Source organism: Bacillus massilinigeriensis (assembly GCF_900117315.1).
In the GTDB taxonomy this organism is placed as follows: domain Bacteria; phylum Bacillota; class Bacilli; order Bacillales; family Cytobacillaceae; genus Bacillus_BE; species Bacillus_BE massilionigeriensis.
In genome coordinates this window covers 3,007,978-3,024,082 of the sequence record NZ_LT630337.1, presented here as the reverse complement: position 1 = coordinate 3,024,082, position 16,105 = coordinate 3,007,978, and the positions used below count along the sequence as shown (strand labels likewise).

16 protein-coding genes, 1 other RNA gene and 1 other annotated feature are annotated in these 16,105 nt (G+C 38.2%); of the genes, 16 read left to right on the top strand and 1 reads right to left on the bottom strand.

Annotated features, from left to right (window positions below; genetic code table 11):
- The first annotated feature begins 76 nt into the window (after positions 1-76).
- Positions 77-517, top strand: a complete 441-nt coding sequence (gene dtd, locus BQ6100_RS15115) for a D-aminoacyl-tRNA deacylase (RefSeq protein WP_075982414.1) — start codon at positions 77-79, stop codon at positions 515-517.
- Positions 518-787: 270 nt separating this feature from the next.
- Here the strand turns inward: dtd and BQ6100_RS15110 are convergent, their stop codons facing one another.
- Positions 788-2,119 carry an N-acetylmuramoyl-L-alanine amidase gene (locus tag BQ6100_RS15110; RefSeq protein ID WP_084780425.1) on the bottom strand — a complete coding sequence of 444 codons (1,332 nt, stop codon included), beginning with the start codon at positions 2,117-2,119 and terminating at the stop codon, positions 788-790.
- Positions 2,120-2,357: 238 nt separating this feature from the next.
- Between BQ6100_RS15110 and BQ6100_RS21490 the strand changes: the two genes are divergently transcribed.
- The 15 genes from BQ6100_RS21490 (at position 2,358) to BQ6100_RS15045 (ending at position 16,095) form a co-directional block, all read left to right on the top strand.
- The gene (locus BQ6100_RS21490; RefSeq protein ID WP_173719854.1) at positions 2,358-2,534 is read left to right on the top strand and encodes a hypothetical protein; all 177 of its coding nucleotides are present in this window, start codon (positions 2,358-2,360) and stop codon (positions 2,532-2,534) included.
- A 131-nt stretch (positions 2,535-2,665) separates the two neighbouring features.
- Positions 2,666-2,904: a binding site (T-box leader), on the top strand.
- Between the two features lie 68 nt (positions 2,905-2,972).
- Positions 2,973-4,244, top strand: coding sequence for a histidine--tRNA ligase (gene hisS / locus BQ6100_RS15105; protein WP_075982413.1), 1,272 nt, complete (start codon positions 2,973-2,975; stop codon positions 4,242-4,244).
- 13 nt (positions 4,245-4,257) lie between these two features.
- On the top strand, positions 4,258-6,030 hold the full coding sequence (gene aspS / locus BQ6100_RS15100; RefSeq protein ID WP_075982412.1) for an aspartate--tRNA ligase: 1,773 nt from the start codon (positions 4,258-4,260) through the stop codon (positions 6,028-6,030).
- A 66-nt stretch (positions 6,031-6,096) separates the two neighbouring features.
- Positions 6,097-6,281, top strand: a non-coding RNA gene (ssrS, locus tag BQ6100_RS15095) — 6S RNA.
- A gap of 175 nt (positions 6,282-6,456) precedes the next feature.
- Positions 6,457-7,224 (top strand): tRNA threonylcarbamoyladenosine dehydratase, encoded by a 768-nt coding sequence (locus BQ6100_RS15090; protein WP_075983591.1) that lies wholly within the window; start codon positions 6,457-6,459, stop codon positions 7,222-7,224.
- Positions 7,225-7,304: 80 nt separating this feature from the next.
- Entirely contained in the window at positions 7,305-8,588 is a 1,284-nt protein-coding gene (locus BQ6100_RS15085; protein ID WP_075982411.1) for a replication-associated recombination protein A, read from the top strand.
- A 228-nt stretch (positions 8,589-8,816) separates the two neighbouring features.
- A complete protein-coding gene (gene cymR, locus BQ6100_RS15080; protein ID WP_075982410.1) occupies positions 8,817-9,236 on the top strand; it encodes a cysteine metabolism transcriptional regulator CymR in 420 nt (139 codons plus the stop codon).
- Between the two features lie 49 nt (positions 9,237-9,285).
- Positions 9,286-10,431, top strand: a complete 1,146-nt coding sequence (locus BQ6100_RS15075) for a cysteine desulfurase family protein (protein ID WP_075982409.1) — start codon at positions 9,286-9,288, stop codon at positions 10,429-10,431.
- Positions 10,432-10,461: 30 nt separating this feature from the next.
- Positions 10,462-11,577 carry a tRNA 2-thiouridine(34) synthase MnmA gene (gene mnmA, locus BQ6100_RS15070; protein WP_075982408.1) on the top strand — a complete coding sequence of 372 codons (1,116 nt, stop codon included), beginning with the start codon at positions 10,462-10,464 and terminating at the stop codon, positions 11,575-11,577.
- 127 nt (positions 11,578-11,704) lie between these two features.
- On the top strand, positions 11,705-12,370 hold the full coding sequence (locus tag BQ6100_RS15065; RefSeq protein WP_075982407.1) for a tetratricopeptide repeat protein: 666 nt from the start codon (positions 11,705-11,707) through the stop codon (positions 12,368-12,370).
- Between the two features lie 34 nt (positions 12,371-12,404).
- On the top strand, positions 12,405-14,834 hold the full coding sequence (gene recD2, locus BQ6100_RS15060) for an SF1B family DNA helicase RecD2 (RefSeq protein WP_075982406.1): 2,430 nt from the start codon (positions 12,405-12,407) through the stop codon (positions 14,832-14,834).
- A gap of 87 nt (positions 14,835-14,921) precedes the next feature.
- Positions 14,922-15,077: a hypothetical protein gene (locus BQ6100_RS21485; RefSeq protein WP_173719852.1), complete on the top strand. Its 156-nt coding sequence runs from the start codon at positions 14,922-14,924 to the stop codon at positions 15,075-15,077.
- Between the two features lie 150 nt (positions 15,078-15,227).
- Positions 15,228-15,698 (top strand): PRC-barrel domain-containing protein, encoded by a 471-nt coding sequence (locus BQ6100_RS15055; protein ID WP_075982405.1) that lies wholly within the window; start codon positions 15,228-15,230, stop codon positions 15,696-15,698.
- 48 nt (positions 15,699-15,746) lie between these two features.
- Complete coding sequence (locus BQ6100_RS15050) at positions 15,747-15,938, top strand: hypothetical protein (protein WP_075982404.1); 192 nt, start codon at positions 15,747-15,749, stop codon at positions 15,936-15,938.
- Positions 15,939-15,960: 22 nt separating this feature from the next.
- Positions 15,961-16,095: a YrzQ family protein gene (locus tag BQ6100_RS15045; protein WP_075982403.1), complete on the top strand. Its 135-nt coding sequence runs from the start codon at positions 15,961-15,963 to the stop codon at positions 16,093-16,095.
- Positions 16,096-16,105: the final 10 nt, after the last annotated feature.

The window sequence follows — 16,105 nt, the reverse complement described above, 5'->3', positions numbered from 1 at the left end:
ACGATGAATAAAAATAGTAGGAACAAATGATCGTTCACATATGTGAGCGATTATTTGTTTGATAAGGAGTATGGTTATGCGGGTTGTTGTTCAACGATGTAAAAAGGCAAATGTAACGGTAGCTGGAGAAGTTGTCGGGAAGATAGGAAAAGGTTTCATGCTATTAGTTGGAGTCACTCATGGGGATACCGAGGATGACGCTCAATTTTTAGCAGAGAAAGTAGTAAACCTTCGCGTTTTTGAGGATGAAGCAGGGAAAATGAATTTATCCTTATTGGATGTAGGAGGAGAAATATTATCTGTTTCGCAGTTTACTCTATATGGCGATTGCAGAAAGGGAAGAAGACCTAATTTTATGGATGCAGCAAAGCCTGACCATGCCTTGGAAATCTATGAGTCATTTAATCGTCTTTTATCAGAAAAGGGAGTTCATGTGGAGACAGGCAGGTTTGGTGAAATGATGGATGTGGAGCTTATTAATGATGGTCCAGTTACTTTGATTGTTGAAAGTAAGTAAATAAATCATTTGGATGAATAATTGTATGATATATCATTGCGGAACCATTGTCCGAAAATGAAGTTGAGATTATCTTTACGGACAATGGTTTTGTTATTCATTCATTTTGATAGGCTTACTAGAATTTATAGGACACAGGTTCCACTATTAACTGAGAATCATAAGAAAATGGCTGTCTTTTTATAAAATAACGGAACCACGGTCCGATAAGACTTGAAAAAACCCCTTTTTTCGACAATTAGCGGAATGAATGTCCGCTAACAAATGTAATTAATTGGATTGGCTAAAATAGTTCTTTAACCCCTCAAAAATGGCGCTTGATACGAGATTTTGATATTGATCGCTCTCTACCATTTTTTCTTCATTAGGATTACTTAAATATCCAAGCTCCAAGAGAACAGCCTTCTGGCTATTTTCTCTTAAAACATGATAATCTCCAAATTTAAGACCTCTGTCATATAAACTGGATATTCCAGAAAGGGCCGAATGCACCTCTACAGCAAGTGGTTTTTGATAGGAATGGTAATAATAGCTAGTCACTCCATGAATACTAGAATCCAAAATGCTATCGTAATGGATGCTGATAAAGGCATCCGCATGCTCAGTCCCTGCTAGCTTTACCCTAGAAGGCAATGAGAGGAAGGAATCAGTCGTCCTGGTAAGGATCGGTCTTGCGCCAGCCTTTCGTAATTGTTCGAAGAGGAGGTTAGCAGTTCGTATGGTGAGATCCTTCTCAATTACTCCGGAAATGCCTGTTGTTCCTCTATCCTTTCCACCGTGCCCAGGATCGATGACGATAATTTTATCCTGTAATGATTGTTTTTTGACTTCCCCTGTATAGGGCTTTTCAATGGATACAATCCAGCCTGCAACATACCCAATTTCCCCGCCAGTTAAGCGGATTTTGTACCAATTTCCTTCTTCCTCTATGATTTGAAAGGTATCACCGGTATTTGCCTTTTGAATCATTTCATAGGAAACGTCCGGTCCAGTTCGAATATTCGTGTGGTCATGAAGAATGACTACGTTTTTTTCTTCGATAATCTTTTCCACTTGGCTCGATTCCTGATGATTCACTTCTTGACCTGATTCTTCATTTATCTCAGGTGGCTTACCGCCCAAAATCATATATTCTTTATACACCCAGCCACTGCCAGAGGGGGTCTCAATATTAATCCAATCCCCGTTGATTTGGAGTACCTTCACACCTTCCCCTTGATTAATTATGCCGATGATTTCTGATTCCGTATTAGGTGCCTCTCTCACTCTAAGGTTATCTGCATTAGAAACGGCTAATTGGACGTGTTCTTTCGTTTGCTCTGATGTACTTGCCTTTGCTAAAAGCCAATTAGCAACCCATCCGTTTTGACCATTTCCAAATTGAATTTGGCTCCAAGCCCCATCCTCTTTTATAACCGAGTATATTTCTCCTTTTGAGGCCTTTGCTATGATTCTATTTTCCAATCCGGGACCTTCACGGATATTTACTATTTCTGATGTAATGATAACTACTGTATTTTTTGCCTTCGCAAACGAAGGATGAAACAAAATGCATACCAAAAAGAATGAAGTAGTTAATCGTATAAAACGTTGCTTAAACAAAGAGCATCCCCCTTTTTGCGGTTGTAAACAGGAGTAATTGGCACAGGCAATGCACCTAAGATTAAAACGAGAGAAAAGTTTGTTTTATACCATTTCTACTAAAAGTAGAGATTCCCTTTTATATTTACTAGACATTTTGTCCACAAAGTTTGACAAACATTTTTAGACAACTTTTTTGTAACTTTTTTTGGAATGGTGGGAACAATAGAAGGACTAACGAATGGAAAGGTGATTGGATATGAGATACAGTGAAAAGGGTATGATGACTCAATCTGGTGAAAATCAAATTTTAGGAGTAGATTTTCATGATTTTATTCAAAAGGAGCAGAGCTCTAATATGGTTGAACTTGCTTCTGAATTTGGCCTTTCAGTGAGGGATGTTAGGAAGTTAAAAAAGCATTTAGGCAGAGCATGACCTAGATATTTATGAGTAAAACCCATCTTGACTTTTCTTTCTATGCTACGTATTATTATATAGATAAAGTGAAACTCCTATAAAGGATTCATTTATAGACCATAAAATGGTATTGAATTATTAAAGTATAATAATAACCAATGACGGAGAATAGTAGTTAAGAATCACTTGGAAAGAGAGGAAATGCCTAAGGCTGAAAGCATTTCTCCATTGTGACTTAATGAATGAACACTCCATAGGCTTCTCTCTGAAAAAGTTTCTTTAGTAGGAGATGAACGTTAACAGGCGTTAACTGTAAAAGTGGAAATACGAGTAAACTCGTATTTCAACTAGGGTGGCACCACGGGAAAATTCAACTCTCGTCCCTTGTATATTTACAAGGAACGAGGGTTTTTTTATTTACAAAAAGAATTTGATACATAAATAGGGAGGTATATTATGTCCATTCAAATACCAAGAGGGACGCAGGATATTCGTCCGGGAGATGTGGAGAAATGGCAATTAATTGAGTCAAAAGCCAGAGAGCTATGCAATCTCTATCAATATAAAGAAATTCGCACACCAATATTTGAACATACCGAATTATTCTTAAGAAGCGTAGGGGATACAACCGATATTGTTCAAAAGGAAATGTACACCTTTCTAGATCGCGGTGGCAGAAGCATCACACTTCGACCAGAGGGAACAGCATCAACGGTACGAGCCTTTGTTGAACACAAGATGTTTGGGGATGCCAATCAGCCTGTAAAGCTATATTATATGGGACCAATGTTCCGCTATGAACGCCCTCAAGCTGGTCGTTTCCGTCAGTTCGTACAATTTGGAATTGAGGCATTAGGCAGTGCAGATCCCGCGATTGATGCAGAGGTTATCTCTCTTGCAATGTCACTATACAAGTCATTAGGATTGAAAAAATTAAAGCTTGTTATTAATAGCCTTGGTGATAAAGAGAGTAGAAGTGCTCATAGGGAGGCGCTGATTCAACATTTTAGCCCAAGAATTGGGGAGTTTTGTCACGATTGTCAAAGTCGACTAGATAAGAATCCGATGAGAATTCTAGACTGTAAAAAGGATCGAAACCATGAGCTAATGAAGTCTGCTCCTTCTATTATTGACTACCTAAATGAGGAATCCAAAAATTACTTTGATAAGGTTCAAAAGTATTTAACCGCATTGAATATTCCTTATGAGGTTGACCCGAATCTTGTTCGTGGTCTAGATTACTATAACCATACAGCCTTTGAAATCATGAGTGATGCAGAAGGCTTCGGTTCGATTACTACACTTTGTGGTGGAGGCCGTTACAACGGACTTGTGGAGGAAATAGGTGGTCCGGAAACTCCAGGAATTGGTTTTGCTTTGAGCATTGAGCGTTTTATTGCTGCATTAGATGCGGAAAACATCGAGCTATCTACTAATCCTGGAATCGATTGTTATATTGTCTCCTTAGGAGAAGAAGCAAAGGATTATTCCGTGTCCCTTCTTCAACAGCTAAGAGCAGCAGGATTTTCAGCCGAACGTGATTATCTCAATCGTAAAATTAAAGCACAAATGAAAGCAGCAGACCGCCTTCATGCAAGTTTTGTTGCAATATTAGGCGAGGATGAAATCAAAGCCAATAAAATTAATGTGAAATCAATGGAAACTGGGGAACAAACGGAATTAGAATTAAATACTTTTATCAATCAATTTAAATTACTTAAAAAATAGGGGGATCATCATCATGTTTGGAAGGACTTATTACTGCGGAGAGGTACCAGAAGCTGCGATTGGTGAAAAGGTTAAGTTAAAAGGGTGGGTACAAAAAAGACGTGACCTTGGTGGGTTAATATTCATTGATTTAAGGGACCGTACTGGAATTGTCCAAGTTGTTTTTAACCCAGAGACTTCTGAAGAAGCATTAAAGACTGCTGAAAAAATCCGTAATGAATACGTACTAGACGTTGAAGGCGAGGTTATTGCCCGCTCAGAGGAAACATACAATGAAAATTTAAAAACAGGGAAAATCGAAGTCAAAGCAGAAAAGGTAACCATTTTAAATGAGGCAAAAACACCTCCATTTATGATTCAGGATAATTCAGAGGTTTCGGAGGACGTGCGCTTAAAATATCGCTATTTAGATTTACGTCGTCCGGCTATGTTTGAAACCTTAAAAATGCGTCATCAAGTAACCCAAGTAATCCGCAATTACTTAGATAGCGAAGGATTTCTTGATGTTGAAACACCTATTTTAACGAAGAGCACACCAGAAGGGGCTCGTGATTATTTAGTTCCTAGTCGTGTTCATCCAGGTGAGTTTTACGCACTTCCTCAATCACCACAGTTGTTTAAACAGCTTCTAATGGTTGGAGGCTTTGAACGCTATTATCAAATTGCACGCTGTTTCCGTGATGAGGATTTACGTGCTGACCGTCAGCCTGAATTTACACAGATTGATATTGAAACAAGCTTTATGAGTCAGGATGATATTATTTCCTTGATGGAAAACATGATGAAAAAATTAATGAAGGATGTTAAGGGGATTGATGTACAAATCCCGTTCCCTCGAATGAAATATAAAGAAGCAATGGACCGTTATGGCTCTGACAAACCGGATACTCGTTTTGAGATGGAGCTCGTTGATTTGTCCGAGTTACTAAAGGATTCAAGCTTCAAGGTCTTCTCAGGTGCGATTAGCTCTGGAGGTAAGGTAAAAGCAATTAATGTGAAAAACGCAGCAGGCAAATATTCTCGTAAAGATATCGATGCTCTAACCGAATTTGTTGCGGTATATGGTGCAAAAGGACTAGCATGGTTAAAGGCTGAGGAGGATGGATTAAAGGGACCTATCTCCAAATTTATCTCCGAAGAGGAACAAACTGGGATAAAAGCAACGCTTGCGGTTGAAACAGGTGACTTATTATTATTTGTTGCTGATAAATCAAGTGTGGTTGCTGATGCATTAGGAGCACTTCGCTTAAAACTAGGAAAAGAGCTTGATTTAATTGATCAAAGCAAATTTCATTTCCTATGGGTGACAGATTGGCCACTTCTTGAATACGATGAGGATCTTGGTAGATATTTTGCTGCTCATCATCCTTTCACGATGCCATTCAGAGAAGACCTTCCATTGCTTGATGAAAAACCAGGAGAGGTACGTGCACAAGCATATGACATTGTATTAAATGGTTATGAGCTGGGTGGAGGATCCCTTCGTATATTTGAAAGAGATATTCAAGAAAAAATGTTTAAAACTCTTGGCTTTACTGATGAAGCTGCGAGGGAACAATTTGGCTTCTTAATGGATGCCTTTGAATATGGAACTCCTCCACATGGTGGAATTGCCTTAGGTCTAGATCGTCTTGTCATGCTGCTAGCTGGAAGAACAAATCTTCGTGATACGATTGCCTTTCCAAAAACAGCAAGTGCAAGCTGCTTGTTAACAGATGCACCAGGTGAGGTTAGCGAGGCACAATTAAAAGAGCTTAGCCTTGCTACAACGGTGAAAAAACTGTAAAATTTTGGGTGATTGGTCTTCCTTGAAAACGAATGACCGATATGATATGATACATTCAACAAGTAAAGAGTCCTGAGGTGCTCGTTGTGTAACCTAAAGTTTTGACCGAACATTTCTTCTTTGGGAGTTCGGAGTTTTTAAGTAGCGTAAATGCCTTGGATTAGGACTTACAAAGCTTAAAATAGAACACCCACCTGCTAAGTGCGGGTTCAAAACGAAGGCAAAAAAATGACGGCACAGTTGGGACTCTAGCAATCACACTATCTCAAAGCCAATCTCTCAGAGGTTGGCTTTTTATTTTTTCAAAAAATAAAGCCTAATTATTCCCATAGATCTACTTGTTTTTAAAAGAAAGTATGTTATATTCAATATCGGGAAAAACAAAAGTAAGTATTTTCTAATAAGTAGTTTCGGAGTTGATATATGATGTTACATCAGTTTTCTAGAAATGAGCTTGCCATTGGTAAAGAAGGATTAGAAATAATGAAAAACAGCACGGTTGCTGTACTTGGAATTGGCGGTGTTGGTTCTTTTGCTGCAGAGGCTTTGGCCAGATCAGGCGTTGGAAAGCTTATTCTTATCGATAAGGATGATGTCGATATTACGAATGTAAACCGTCAAATCATTGCCCTTCTTTCAACAGTAGGTAAACCAAAGGCAGATTTAATGAAGGAAAGAATAAAAGATATTAATCCAGAATGTGAAGTTATTGCATTAAAGATGTTTTATACAGAAGAAACATATGAAGAAATTTTTGCCCATGGGTTAGATTTTGTTGTCGATGCCTCAGACACCATTGTATATAAAATCCATTTAATGAAGGAATGCTTAAAACGAAATATCCCGATTATTTCAAGCATGGGTGCCGCAAATAAAATGGATCCCACTCGGTTTCAAATCGCAGATATTTCCAAAACACACACGGATCCTATTGCAAAGGTAATCAGAACCCGCCTAAGAAAGGAAGGGATTAGAAAAGGGATTCCAGTCGTATTTTCAGATGAAAGTCCTGTTGTCATTCGTGAGGAAGTTAGAAAAGTAGTTGGGAAGGATGATGCGAAAATTCGTAAGGCAAAAATGCCTCCTGCCTCCAACGCCTTCGTCCCTTCCGTTGCCGGGTTAATCATGGCAAGTTATGTAGTAAGAGAGCTATTAAAGGATATCGAGATAAAACGGGTAAAAGATGAGAAATAAAGGTCAGACGTGATGTCTGGCTTTTTTGTTTCCCTTTATTTCGGTATAATGATACCAGGATTACAGTGGAGGTAATGAGTGTGAATGGAGAACCGCTGGCTTATCGAATGAGGCCAACTAACCTAGATGAAATCGTTGGTCAGAAGGATATTATCGGAAAGCATACAAGTTTATATAAAATGATTCAAAATGGACATGTACCATCCATGTTGTTATATGGTGAACCTGGAGTTGGAAAAACCTCGATTGCCTTTGCGATTGCTGGAACAACGAAGATTCCATTTATTGCTCTTAATGCAACGACCTCTGGAAAAAAGGATATCGAAGCGGTTGTTGAAGAAACACACTTAACAGGTAAGGTCATTTTATTCCTGGATGAAATTCATCGTTTTAATAAGGCACAGCAGGACTATCTTTTACCACATGTTGAACGAGGGGATATTATTTTAATTGGAGCGACAACGGAAAATCCTTATCATGATGTCAATCCTGCGATTCGCAGTCGTTGTGGTCAAATCAAGCAGCTTACTCGTTTAAAGGTCGATGATATCCTGGAGCTTCTACATCGAGCTTTAAAGGATGAAAAGAAGGGCTTAGGGACTCTTTCGATTCAAATTACTGATGAGCAAGTTAAGAAAATTGCGTTAGGTTCTAACGGAGATGCAAGAAAATCATTAACTCTATTGGAATCTGTTGTTTATTCTTCAGTAAAGGAAAATGAAACCTTTATCATCGAGGACGAAACGATCGATGATCTTATCGATCGAGTGGGTGTTTATGGTGATAAAAAGGGTTCTAATTTCTACAACCTCCTCTCCTGTCTTCAAAAAAGCATTCGTGGAAGTGATGTTGACGCAGCTCTTTACTATTTAGCGCATTTGCTCGAAATAGGGGATTTAGTTGCAGTGAATCGAAGGCTTTTGGTCATCGGCTTTGAAGATATTGGATTAGCTAATACCTCTGTAGGCAATAATGTACTAGCAGCTGTTATGGCAAGTGAGCGACTTGGGCTTCCAGAGGCAAGAATTCCATTATCTGTCGCCGTCGTTGAAATGTGTCTTTCCGCAAAATCTAATTCAGCCCATGTTGCTTTAGATCGCGCAATTTCCGATATACGAAATGGAAAAGTGGGAGATATACCAAAGCATTTAAGAGATGCTCATTATCAAGGTGCTAAGGCTCTTGGACATGTTGGCTATAAGTACCCCCATGATTATCCAATAGGCTCTTTTGGAGGCTGGGTAAAGCAGGAGTATTTACCGAAAGAACTACTAGGAACACAGTATTATGAACCAACAGAAGCCGGCCAAGAAAAACGCCTAGCAGGCATCTACAAAAAGCTTCAGGAGTTTAAAAATAATTAAAAGTATCAAGCAATTGGTACTTTTTTGTTTGAATTTTTACCAATTTGATACCAGGAAATCATTCTAAAGAATATGTTATAATGTCAAATGCCTATCAATATAGTATGGATTTTGATACAATTTATTTAGATAGGCTAATCATACTAAAATGCCTCTTTTTTTACATATATACTTTGGTGAAAGATTTTGAGCGTCATATAAAACGATACTAATTCTGAGGTGATAAAAATGAAAATATCTACTAAAGGACGTTATGGTTTAACAATTATGATTGAATTAGCGAAAAAATATGGGGAAGGTCCTGTTTCATTAAAGTCAATTGCTACTTCAAATGATCTTTCTGAGCATTATTTAGAACAGTTGATTGCTCCACTGAGAAATGCCGGACTTGTAAAAAGTATTCGTGGTGCTTATGGTGGTTATTTACTAGGAAATCATCCTTCCAAAATCACTGCTGGAGATATTATTAAAGTCCTTGAAGGTCCGATTACTCCTGTAGAGGGTATTGAGGATGAGGAACCGGCCAAACGAGAGCTTTGGATTCGTATTCGCGATGCAATTAAGGATGTACTGGACAATACAACCATCGAAGATCTGGCCAATCATTCTGAGGATCAAGAGCCAGACTCTTATATGTTTTATATTTAAGATAATGTCGAAACTAACCTTAAAAAGGAACTTATGGAAGGTGAAATGATTGGATCGGATTTATTTAGATCATGCAGCGACAACTCCCATGCATCCAAATGTAATAAAAGCAATGGTAACATGTATGGAAAACCAATTTGGGAACCCGTCAAGCATCCATACTTTTGGGAGAGAAGCGAGACATATTGTCGATAAAGCAAGAGAAGCACTGGCTTCAAGCATAAATGCTGAATCAAATGAAATCATTATCACTTCTGGAGGTACAGAAGCAGATAACTTTGCTATTATTGGTGTTGCAGAAGCAAATCAACAAAAAGGAAATCATATAATTACCACTCAAATTGAACATCATGCAGTACTTCACACATGTCAACAGCTTGAGAAAAAGGGATTTGATGTCACGTACTTGCCAGTTGATGAAACAGGGCGTATATCCATTGAAGATGTTAAAAGCGCTCTTAGGGATGATACGATTTTGGTCACCATTATGTACGGAAATAACGAAGTAGGAACCATCCAGCCAATCAAAGAAATTGGAGAGCTTCTAAAAAGCCATCCTGCCAATTTTCATACAGATGCTGTACAAGCCTACGGAATAGAAAAGATAGATGTTAAAGAGCTTGGTATCGATCTCTTATCCGTTTCAGCCCACAAAATAAACGGACCAAAAGGAATCGGATTTCTTTATGCGAAAAATAATTTGAAGCTAGCTCCAAGGATGTTTGGTGGGGAACAGGAAAGAAAAAGACGAGCAGGTACTGAAAATGTTGCTTCAATTGCTGGATTCCATGAGGCAGTGAAAATTGCACAGACAGAGATGGAAAAAAGAGAAAAACTGTATGTAGAGTATAAAAAAGTAATGATTGACACACTTAAGAAATTCCAGATAAATTTTACCATAAACGGATTAATTGAAAATTCCTTACCACATGTATTAAACTTAAGCTTTCCGGGTACAGACGTGGAAGCAATGTTAGTGAACTTAGATTTAGCAGGAATTGCGGTTTCGAGCGGATCTGCATGTACTGCTGGTTCAATAGATCCTTCCCATGTTTTAGTGGCCATGTTTGGAAAGGAATCTGAAAGATTAAGAAATTCAATCCGATTCAGTTTTGGATTTACCAATACAAAGGCGCAAATCGAACATGCTGCTGAGGAAACAGCTAAAGTCGTTCAGCGTTTAACAAATAAGTAAGAATTAAGAAAGGGAAGCGAGGTGATACACTTGAATAAAGCACCAAAGGATACTCGCGTCGTGGTAGGAATGTCTGGTGGGGTTGATTCTTCTGTTGCAGCATTGTTATTAAAACAGAAGGGTTATGATGTCATCGGTATTTTTATGAAGAACTGGGATGACACAGACGAGAATGGAGTTTGTACGGCAACTGAGGATTACGAGGATGTCATCAAGGTTTGCAATCAAATTGGTATTCCTTATTATGCTGTTAATTTTGAAAAACAATATTGGGACAAAGTATTCACTTATTTCTTGGATGAATACCGAGCAGGTAGAACTCCAAACCCAGATGTTATGTGTAATAAAGAGATTAAATTTAAGGCCTTTTTGGAGCACGCCATGAAGCTTGGCGCTGACTACTTAGCAACTGGTCATTATGCACAGGTGGAATATCGTGACGGAGAATATAAAATGCTACGCGGGTTGGATGAAAATAAGGATCAGACATACTTTTTAAACCAGTTAACTCAAGAACAGCTATCTAAGGTTATGTTTCCAATAGGCAATATTAAAAAGGCTAGGGTTCGGGAAATCGCCAAGGAAGCGAATTTAGCAACAGCGACTAAGAAAGATAGCACAGGAATATGCTTTATCGGAGAACGAAACTTCAAAGAATTTCTTAGTAATTACCTACCAGCTCAAAAAGGAAATATGGAAACCTTCGACGGGAAGGTTGTCGGTCGTCATGATGGACTGATGTATTACACCATTGGGCAAAGGCATGGTTTAGGAATTGGTGGAGCAGGTGAGCCGTGGTTTGTTGTAGGAAAGGATTTAAAGAGGAATGTTTTACTTGTAGGACAATCCTTTGATAATGAAAAATTATTTTCAGATTCAATCATTGCAACGGATATTAGTTGGGTTTCAAGTAAACCTATTTCTCAACCGCTAAAATGTACGGCTAAATTCAGATACCGTCAACCAGATAATAAGGTCACAGTTGAAGACCTTGGTGATGGAAGAGTGAAGGTCCTATTCGACCAACCCATTCGAGCAGTCACACCTGGACAAGCCGTGGTCTTTTATCAAGGAGAAGAATGCCTGGGTGGAGGAACCATTGACAAGGTATTTAAAGATGGTAAGCAGTTAACATATGTTGGTTAATTTTCAGCCTCGATTTCAACGGAAATCGGGGCTTTTAACTGTGAAGCCGGCTACCTAAGAACACATAATGGAATGACCAAAAAAATATGCTATACTTCTATACAGGATGAACTGGAGTGTGATACATATGAACAAGAATGAAAAAGGAATCGAATATATGCAAGAGGGAAAATGGGAGGAAGCAGCCAAGATTTTTATGGAAGCTATCGAAGAAAACCCACAGGACCCTGTCTCCTATATTAACTTTGGAAATGTCCTTTCCGTCGTAGGTGAAACCGATAAAGCACTGCGATTTTTTGAAAAAGCAATAGAATTAGACGAACATGCAGGTGCTGCGTACTATAGTGCAGGAAATCTTTACTTTGAAAATCAGCAATTCGACCAAGCAAAAAACATGTTTGAGCACGCAATGAAAAGTGGATTAGACTCAAGTGATAACTTTTTCATGCTGGGAATGACACTTCTGCAACTAGATCAATCTAAGCTCGCATTGCCATACCTTCAAAGAAGTGTTGAGCTTAATGGCTTGGATGCTGAGGCCCGTTTTCAATACGGACTTTGCTTGGCACAGCTAGAAATCCTTGACGAGGCGATTGTTCAATTAACCAAATGCGTGGAATTAGATCCAACCCATGCTGATGCTTACTATAATTTAGGTGTTGCCTATGGATTTAAAGAGGATGATGTGAAAGCATTACATATGTTTGAAAAGGCCTTAGAAATTCAGCCTGATCACCTTTTAGCGGGATACGGGAAAAAACTAATTGAAAAGGGAAACTCCGAACTAAATTAACTTTTATTAATAGGGGAGAAAGGAGGCAAAGCTTTTGGAGAGTCAGGAATCACTAGATTTATTCGAGGATCAGGGGAAATTTATCAAAGGAAAGCATTTGGTTACAATTTTTCATAATGAAAATAATTTGTATACCGTGTTAAGAATTAGGGTGGAAGAAACAAACCATTCCTATGATGAGAAGGAAGCGGTCATTACAGGCTATTTTCCAAAAATATTCGAGCAAGAGACTTATATTTTTTACGGTGAGTTTAAAGAACATCCAAGGTTTGGTCTCCAATTTCTCGCAAGTCATTTTAGAAAGGATATTCCACAAACCAAACAAGGGGTCATCGGCTATCTTTCAGGTGAGCTTTTTAAAGGGATAGGAAAGAAAACAGCTGAAAAAATCGTTGAAACCTTAGGTGAAAATGCAATCTCAAAAATCTTAAATCAGCCCTCTTTATTAGATCAAGTCCCAAAACTTCCTCCAGATAAGGCGAAAAGTCTTTATGAAACATTGATGGAGCATCAAGGATTAGAGCAAGCGATGATTGCCTTAAATCAATATGGATTTGGCCCACAGCTTTCAATGAGAATTTATCAGGTCTATAAGGAAATAACCATTGATGTCATTCAAAAAAACCCGTATAAGCTAGTTGAGGATGTGGAGGGCATTGGGTTTAACAGGGCAGATGAATTAGGTTATCAGATTGGAATATCAGGTAATCACCCTGATCGAATTAAGGCAGGTTGTTTATATACTTTAGAGACGAAATGCATGCAGGATGGACATGTCTATATTGAGGCTGAAACACTTCTGGAAAATGTCAAATCCCTTTTAGAGGAAAATAAAAGGGACCTCATAGATTTTATGGATATTTCCAATGAAATAATCAAGCTTGAAGAAGAAGGCAAGATCATCATTGAAGAAAAGAGAATTTATCTACCTTCCTTATTTTTTGCTGAAAAAGGACTTGTTACAAATATTAAGCGGATTTTAGGTCAAACCGAGTATGAGGATCAATTTCCTGAATCTGAATTCCTTCTTGCTTTAGGAAATCTAGAAGAGCGGATTGGTGTTCAATATGCTAACTCGCAAAAAGAGGCGATTCAAACGGCATTAATGTCTCCTATGCTCATATTAACGGGTGGTCCAGGCACAGGGAAGACAACCGTCATAAAAGGAATCGTCGAGCTCTATGGTGAATTACATGGCTGTTCCTTAAATCCCTTTGATTATAAAAAAGAAGAGCCCTTCCCATTTCTTTTAGCCGCACCAACAGGACGTGCAGCCAAAAGAATGACAGAATCGACAGGGTTGCCTGCAGTTACCATTCATCGACTACTTGGATGGAATGGAACGGAGAGGTTTGAACACAATGAGGAACATCCACTTGAAGGGAAAATCCTAATTGTTGATGAAACATCCATGTTAGATGTGTGGTTAGCAAATCAATTGTTTAGAGCATTGCCTGACAATATTCAAGTCATTCTAGTTGGTGATGAAGATCAGCTTCCATCTGTTGGACCAGGTCAGGTTCTCAAGGATTTACTTCAATCTGAACGAATCCCAACCGTCCAATTAACAGATATTTATCGACAAGCAGAAGGTTCTTCTATCATTGAGCTTGCCCATCAAATTAAAAATGGCAATATACCTGAAAATGTTGTCGAGCAAAAAAGTGACAGGTCATTTATTAAATGTAATGGAAATCAAATTGTCAATGCAGTAGAAAAAATTGTTCTTAATGCCAAGAAGAAGGGTTATACTGTCAAGGATATTCAAGTGCTAGCCCCAATGTACAGAGGCCCAGCAGGAATTGATAAGTTAAATGAAAGCCTCCAACAAATATTCAATCCTAATGTGGATGGAAAACGACGCGAATTGAAATTTGGAGATGCATTATATCGAACGGGAGACAAGGTGTTACAACTAGTTAATCAACCCGAGAATAATGTTTTTAATGGAGATATTGGTGAAATTGTCTCGATCTTCTATGCAAAGGAAAATACGGAAAAACAAGATATGGTTGTTGTTTCCTTTGATGGAAATGAAATAACCTATACAAGGCAAGATTTAAATCAGATTACGCTTGCCTATTGCTGTTCTGTTCATAAATCACAGGGGAGTGAATTCTCTGTTGTCATAATGCCGGTTGTTAGAAGCTATTATCGAATGCTGAGGAGAAATTTAATCTACACTGCGATTACAAGGAGCAAACAGTTTCTTATTCTATGCGGGGAGGAAGAAGCATTTAAAATGGGAGTTCAACGGGCAGATGAACAAACCCGACTCACAACCCTTTGCATGAAATTGGAAATGGCGATAGAGAAAAAGGAATCAATCAAAGAGGCAAGTGAATTGGTTCAAGTTCAAGAAGAAATGAACATTCCACCTCTCTCATATCAGGAACAACTCATGAAGGTTGACCCAATGATTGGAATGGAAAATATTACACCATATGACTTTATGACGGAATAAAGAAGCTTGGAGCGCTAGGTGATTGGATTAGCGCTTTTTTTGTTTATTTTTGTCACCTTATCGCAAAATAATGAATGAGGTGATGATATGAAGGAAGAAAAATTAAATGAAGAAGCAGCACCTAATTTAAATCTCGGGGCTCATGTTACTGTACGCAATTTTGAACATGAATTTTCAGAAGAATTGTCTGATGGGGGAGAACGGAACCAGAATATTGAACAACTAAATACAAACAAGAAATAAATTTAGATGAAAATCTAACTCAATCCCTCCAAAAAAGGGGAGTTAGATTTTTTATTCATTTTATTAATTGTAATCATGGAAATCGTTTCACCTTATACTTTCCTTTGATTCGTAAAAAATATAAATGTTCGAAAAGAGGTGGGATAATCTTTGCGGACATTTTCATTACTAAAAGGGCTTCCCGTTTATGCATTATCAAGTGGTGCTAGAATTGGCCAAATTTGTGATATTAGCATCTCAAGTAATGGAACGGTAAAGGGCTTGATCATAAAAAAAGGTGCATTCCTTAAAAGGAGCTATTTAATCGATATCCTCAATATATCCTCTTTTGGTTGGGATGGGATTATGGTAGAGGATGAAAAGGTTTTGGAACCATTAGGAAATCCTGAGCTTACCTTTGATAGCCGTCAGCGTTTAAACGGCAAAATGCTTATGTCTGCTGAAGGAGAAAGACTTGGGATCCTAGAGGATGTATATTTTCAGGAAGAGTTGGGAACAATCGTAGGGTATGAATGCTCAGATGGCTTCTTTTCAGATATCACGGAAGGAAAACGTGTCATCAAAACTGATAAGCCCCCTGCGATTGGGAAGGACGCCATCATTGTAAACGTTAAAGAATAACACCGCCTTCTTTAATAGGTGGCGAGATGTAAAATGAGGTGTTCTTCCATGTTAAAATGCCCCAACTGTAAAAGCAAAGATATAGGGAAAATAGGGATAAACCAGTACTATTGCTGGAATTGCTTTATTGAACTCTCCTTATCAAAGGGAGTTATTTTAACCCATCAAGTAGAGGAAGATGGAACTTTAAGCTCATTAGATGATTTGTTTGACGAGAATGAACGTCGATATAGTGGATAAAAATGACTAAGAGGTGAAACGTATGAATAAAATGTTAACCTCCGCAATCGCAATTGGTGCGGGTATGGCAGCATACAACCTAGCGAAAAGAAATAATATGTTCTCCGGCAGACAAATGAAAAAAATGCAAAAAAGAATTACAAAAGCGATATTTTAAGTGAAAACTT

Coding starts and splice junctions, on each gene's coding strand:
- dtd (WP_075982414.1), top strand. CDS start 77: ATGCGGGTTGTTGTTCAACGATGTAAAAAGGCAAATGTAACGGTAGCT.
- BQ6100_RS21490 (WP_173719854.1), top strand. CDS start 2,358: ATGAGATACAGTGAAAAGGGTATGATGACTCAATCTGGTGAAAATCAA.
- hisS (WP_075982413.1), top strand. CDS start 2,973: ATGTCCATTCAAATACCAAGAGGGACGCAGGATATTCGTCCGGGAGAT.
- aspS (WP_075982412.1), top strand. CDS start 4,258: ATGTTTGGAAGGACTTATTACTGCGGAGAGGTACCAGAAGCTGCGATT.
- BQ6100_RS15090 (WP_075983591.1), top strand. CDS start 6,457: ATGTTACATCAGTTTTCTAGAAATGAGCTTGCCATTGGTAAAGAAGGA.
- cymR (WP_075982410.1), top strand. CDS start 8,817: ATGAAAATATCTACTAAAGGACGTTATGGTTTAACAATTATGATTGAA.
- BQ6100_RS15065 (WP_075982407.1), top strand. CDS start 11,705: ATGAACAAGAATGAAAAAGGAATCGAATATATGCAAGAGGGAAAATGG.
- BQ6100_RS21485 (WP_173719852.1), top strand. CDS start 14,922: ATGAAGGAAGAAAAATTAAATGAAGAAGCAGCACCTAATTTAAATCTC.
- BQ6100_RS15050 (WP_075982404.1), top strand. CDS start 15,747: ATGTTAAAATGCCCCAACTGTAAAAGCAAAGATATAGGGAAAATAGGG.
- BQ6100_RS15045 (WP_075982403.1), top strand. CDS start 15,961: ATGAATAAAATGTTAACCTCCGCAATCGCAATTGGTGCGGGTATGGCA.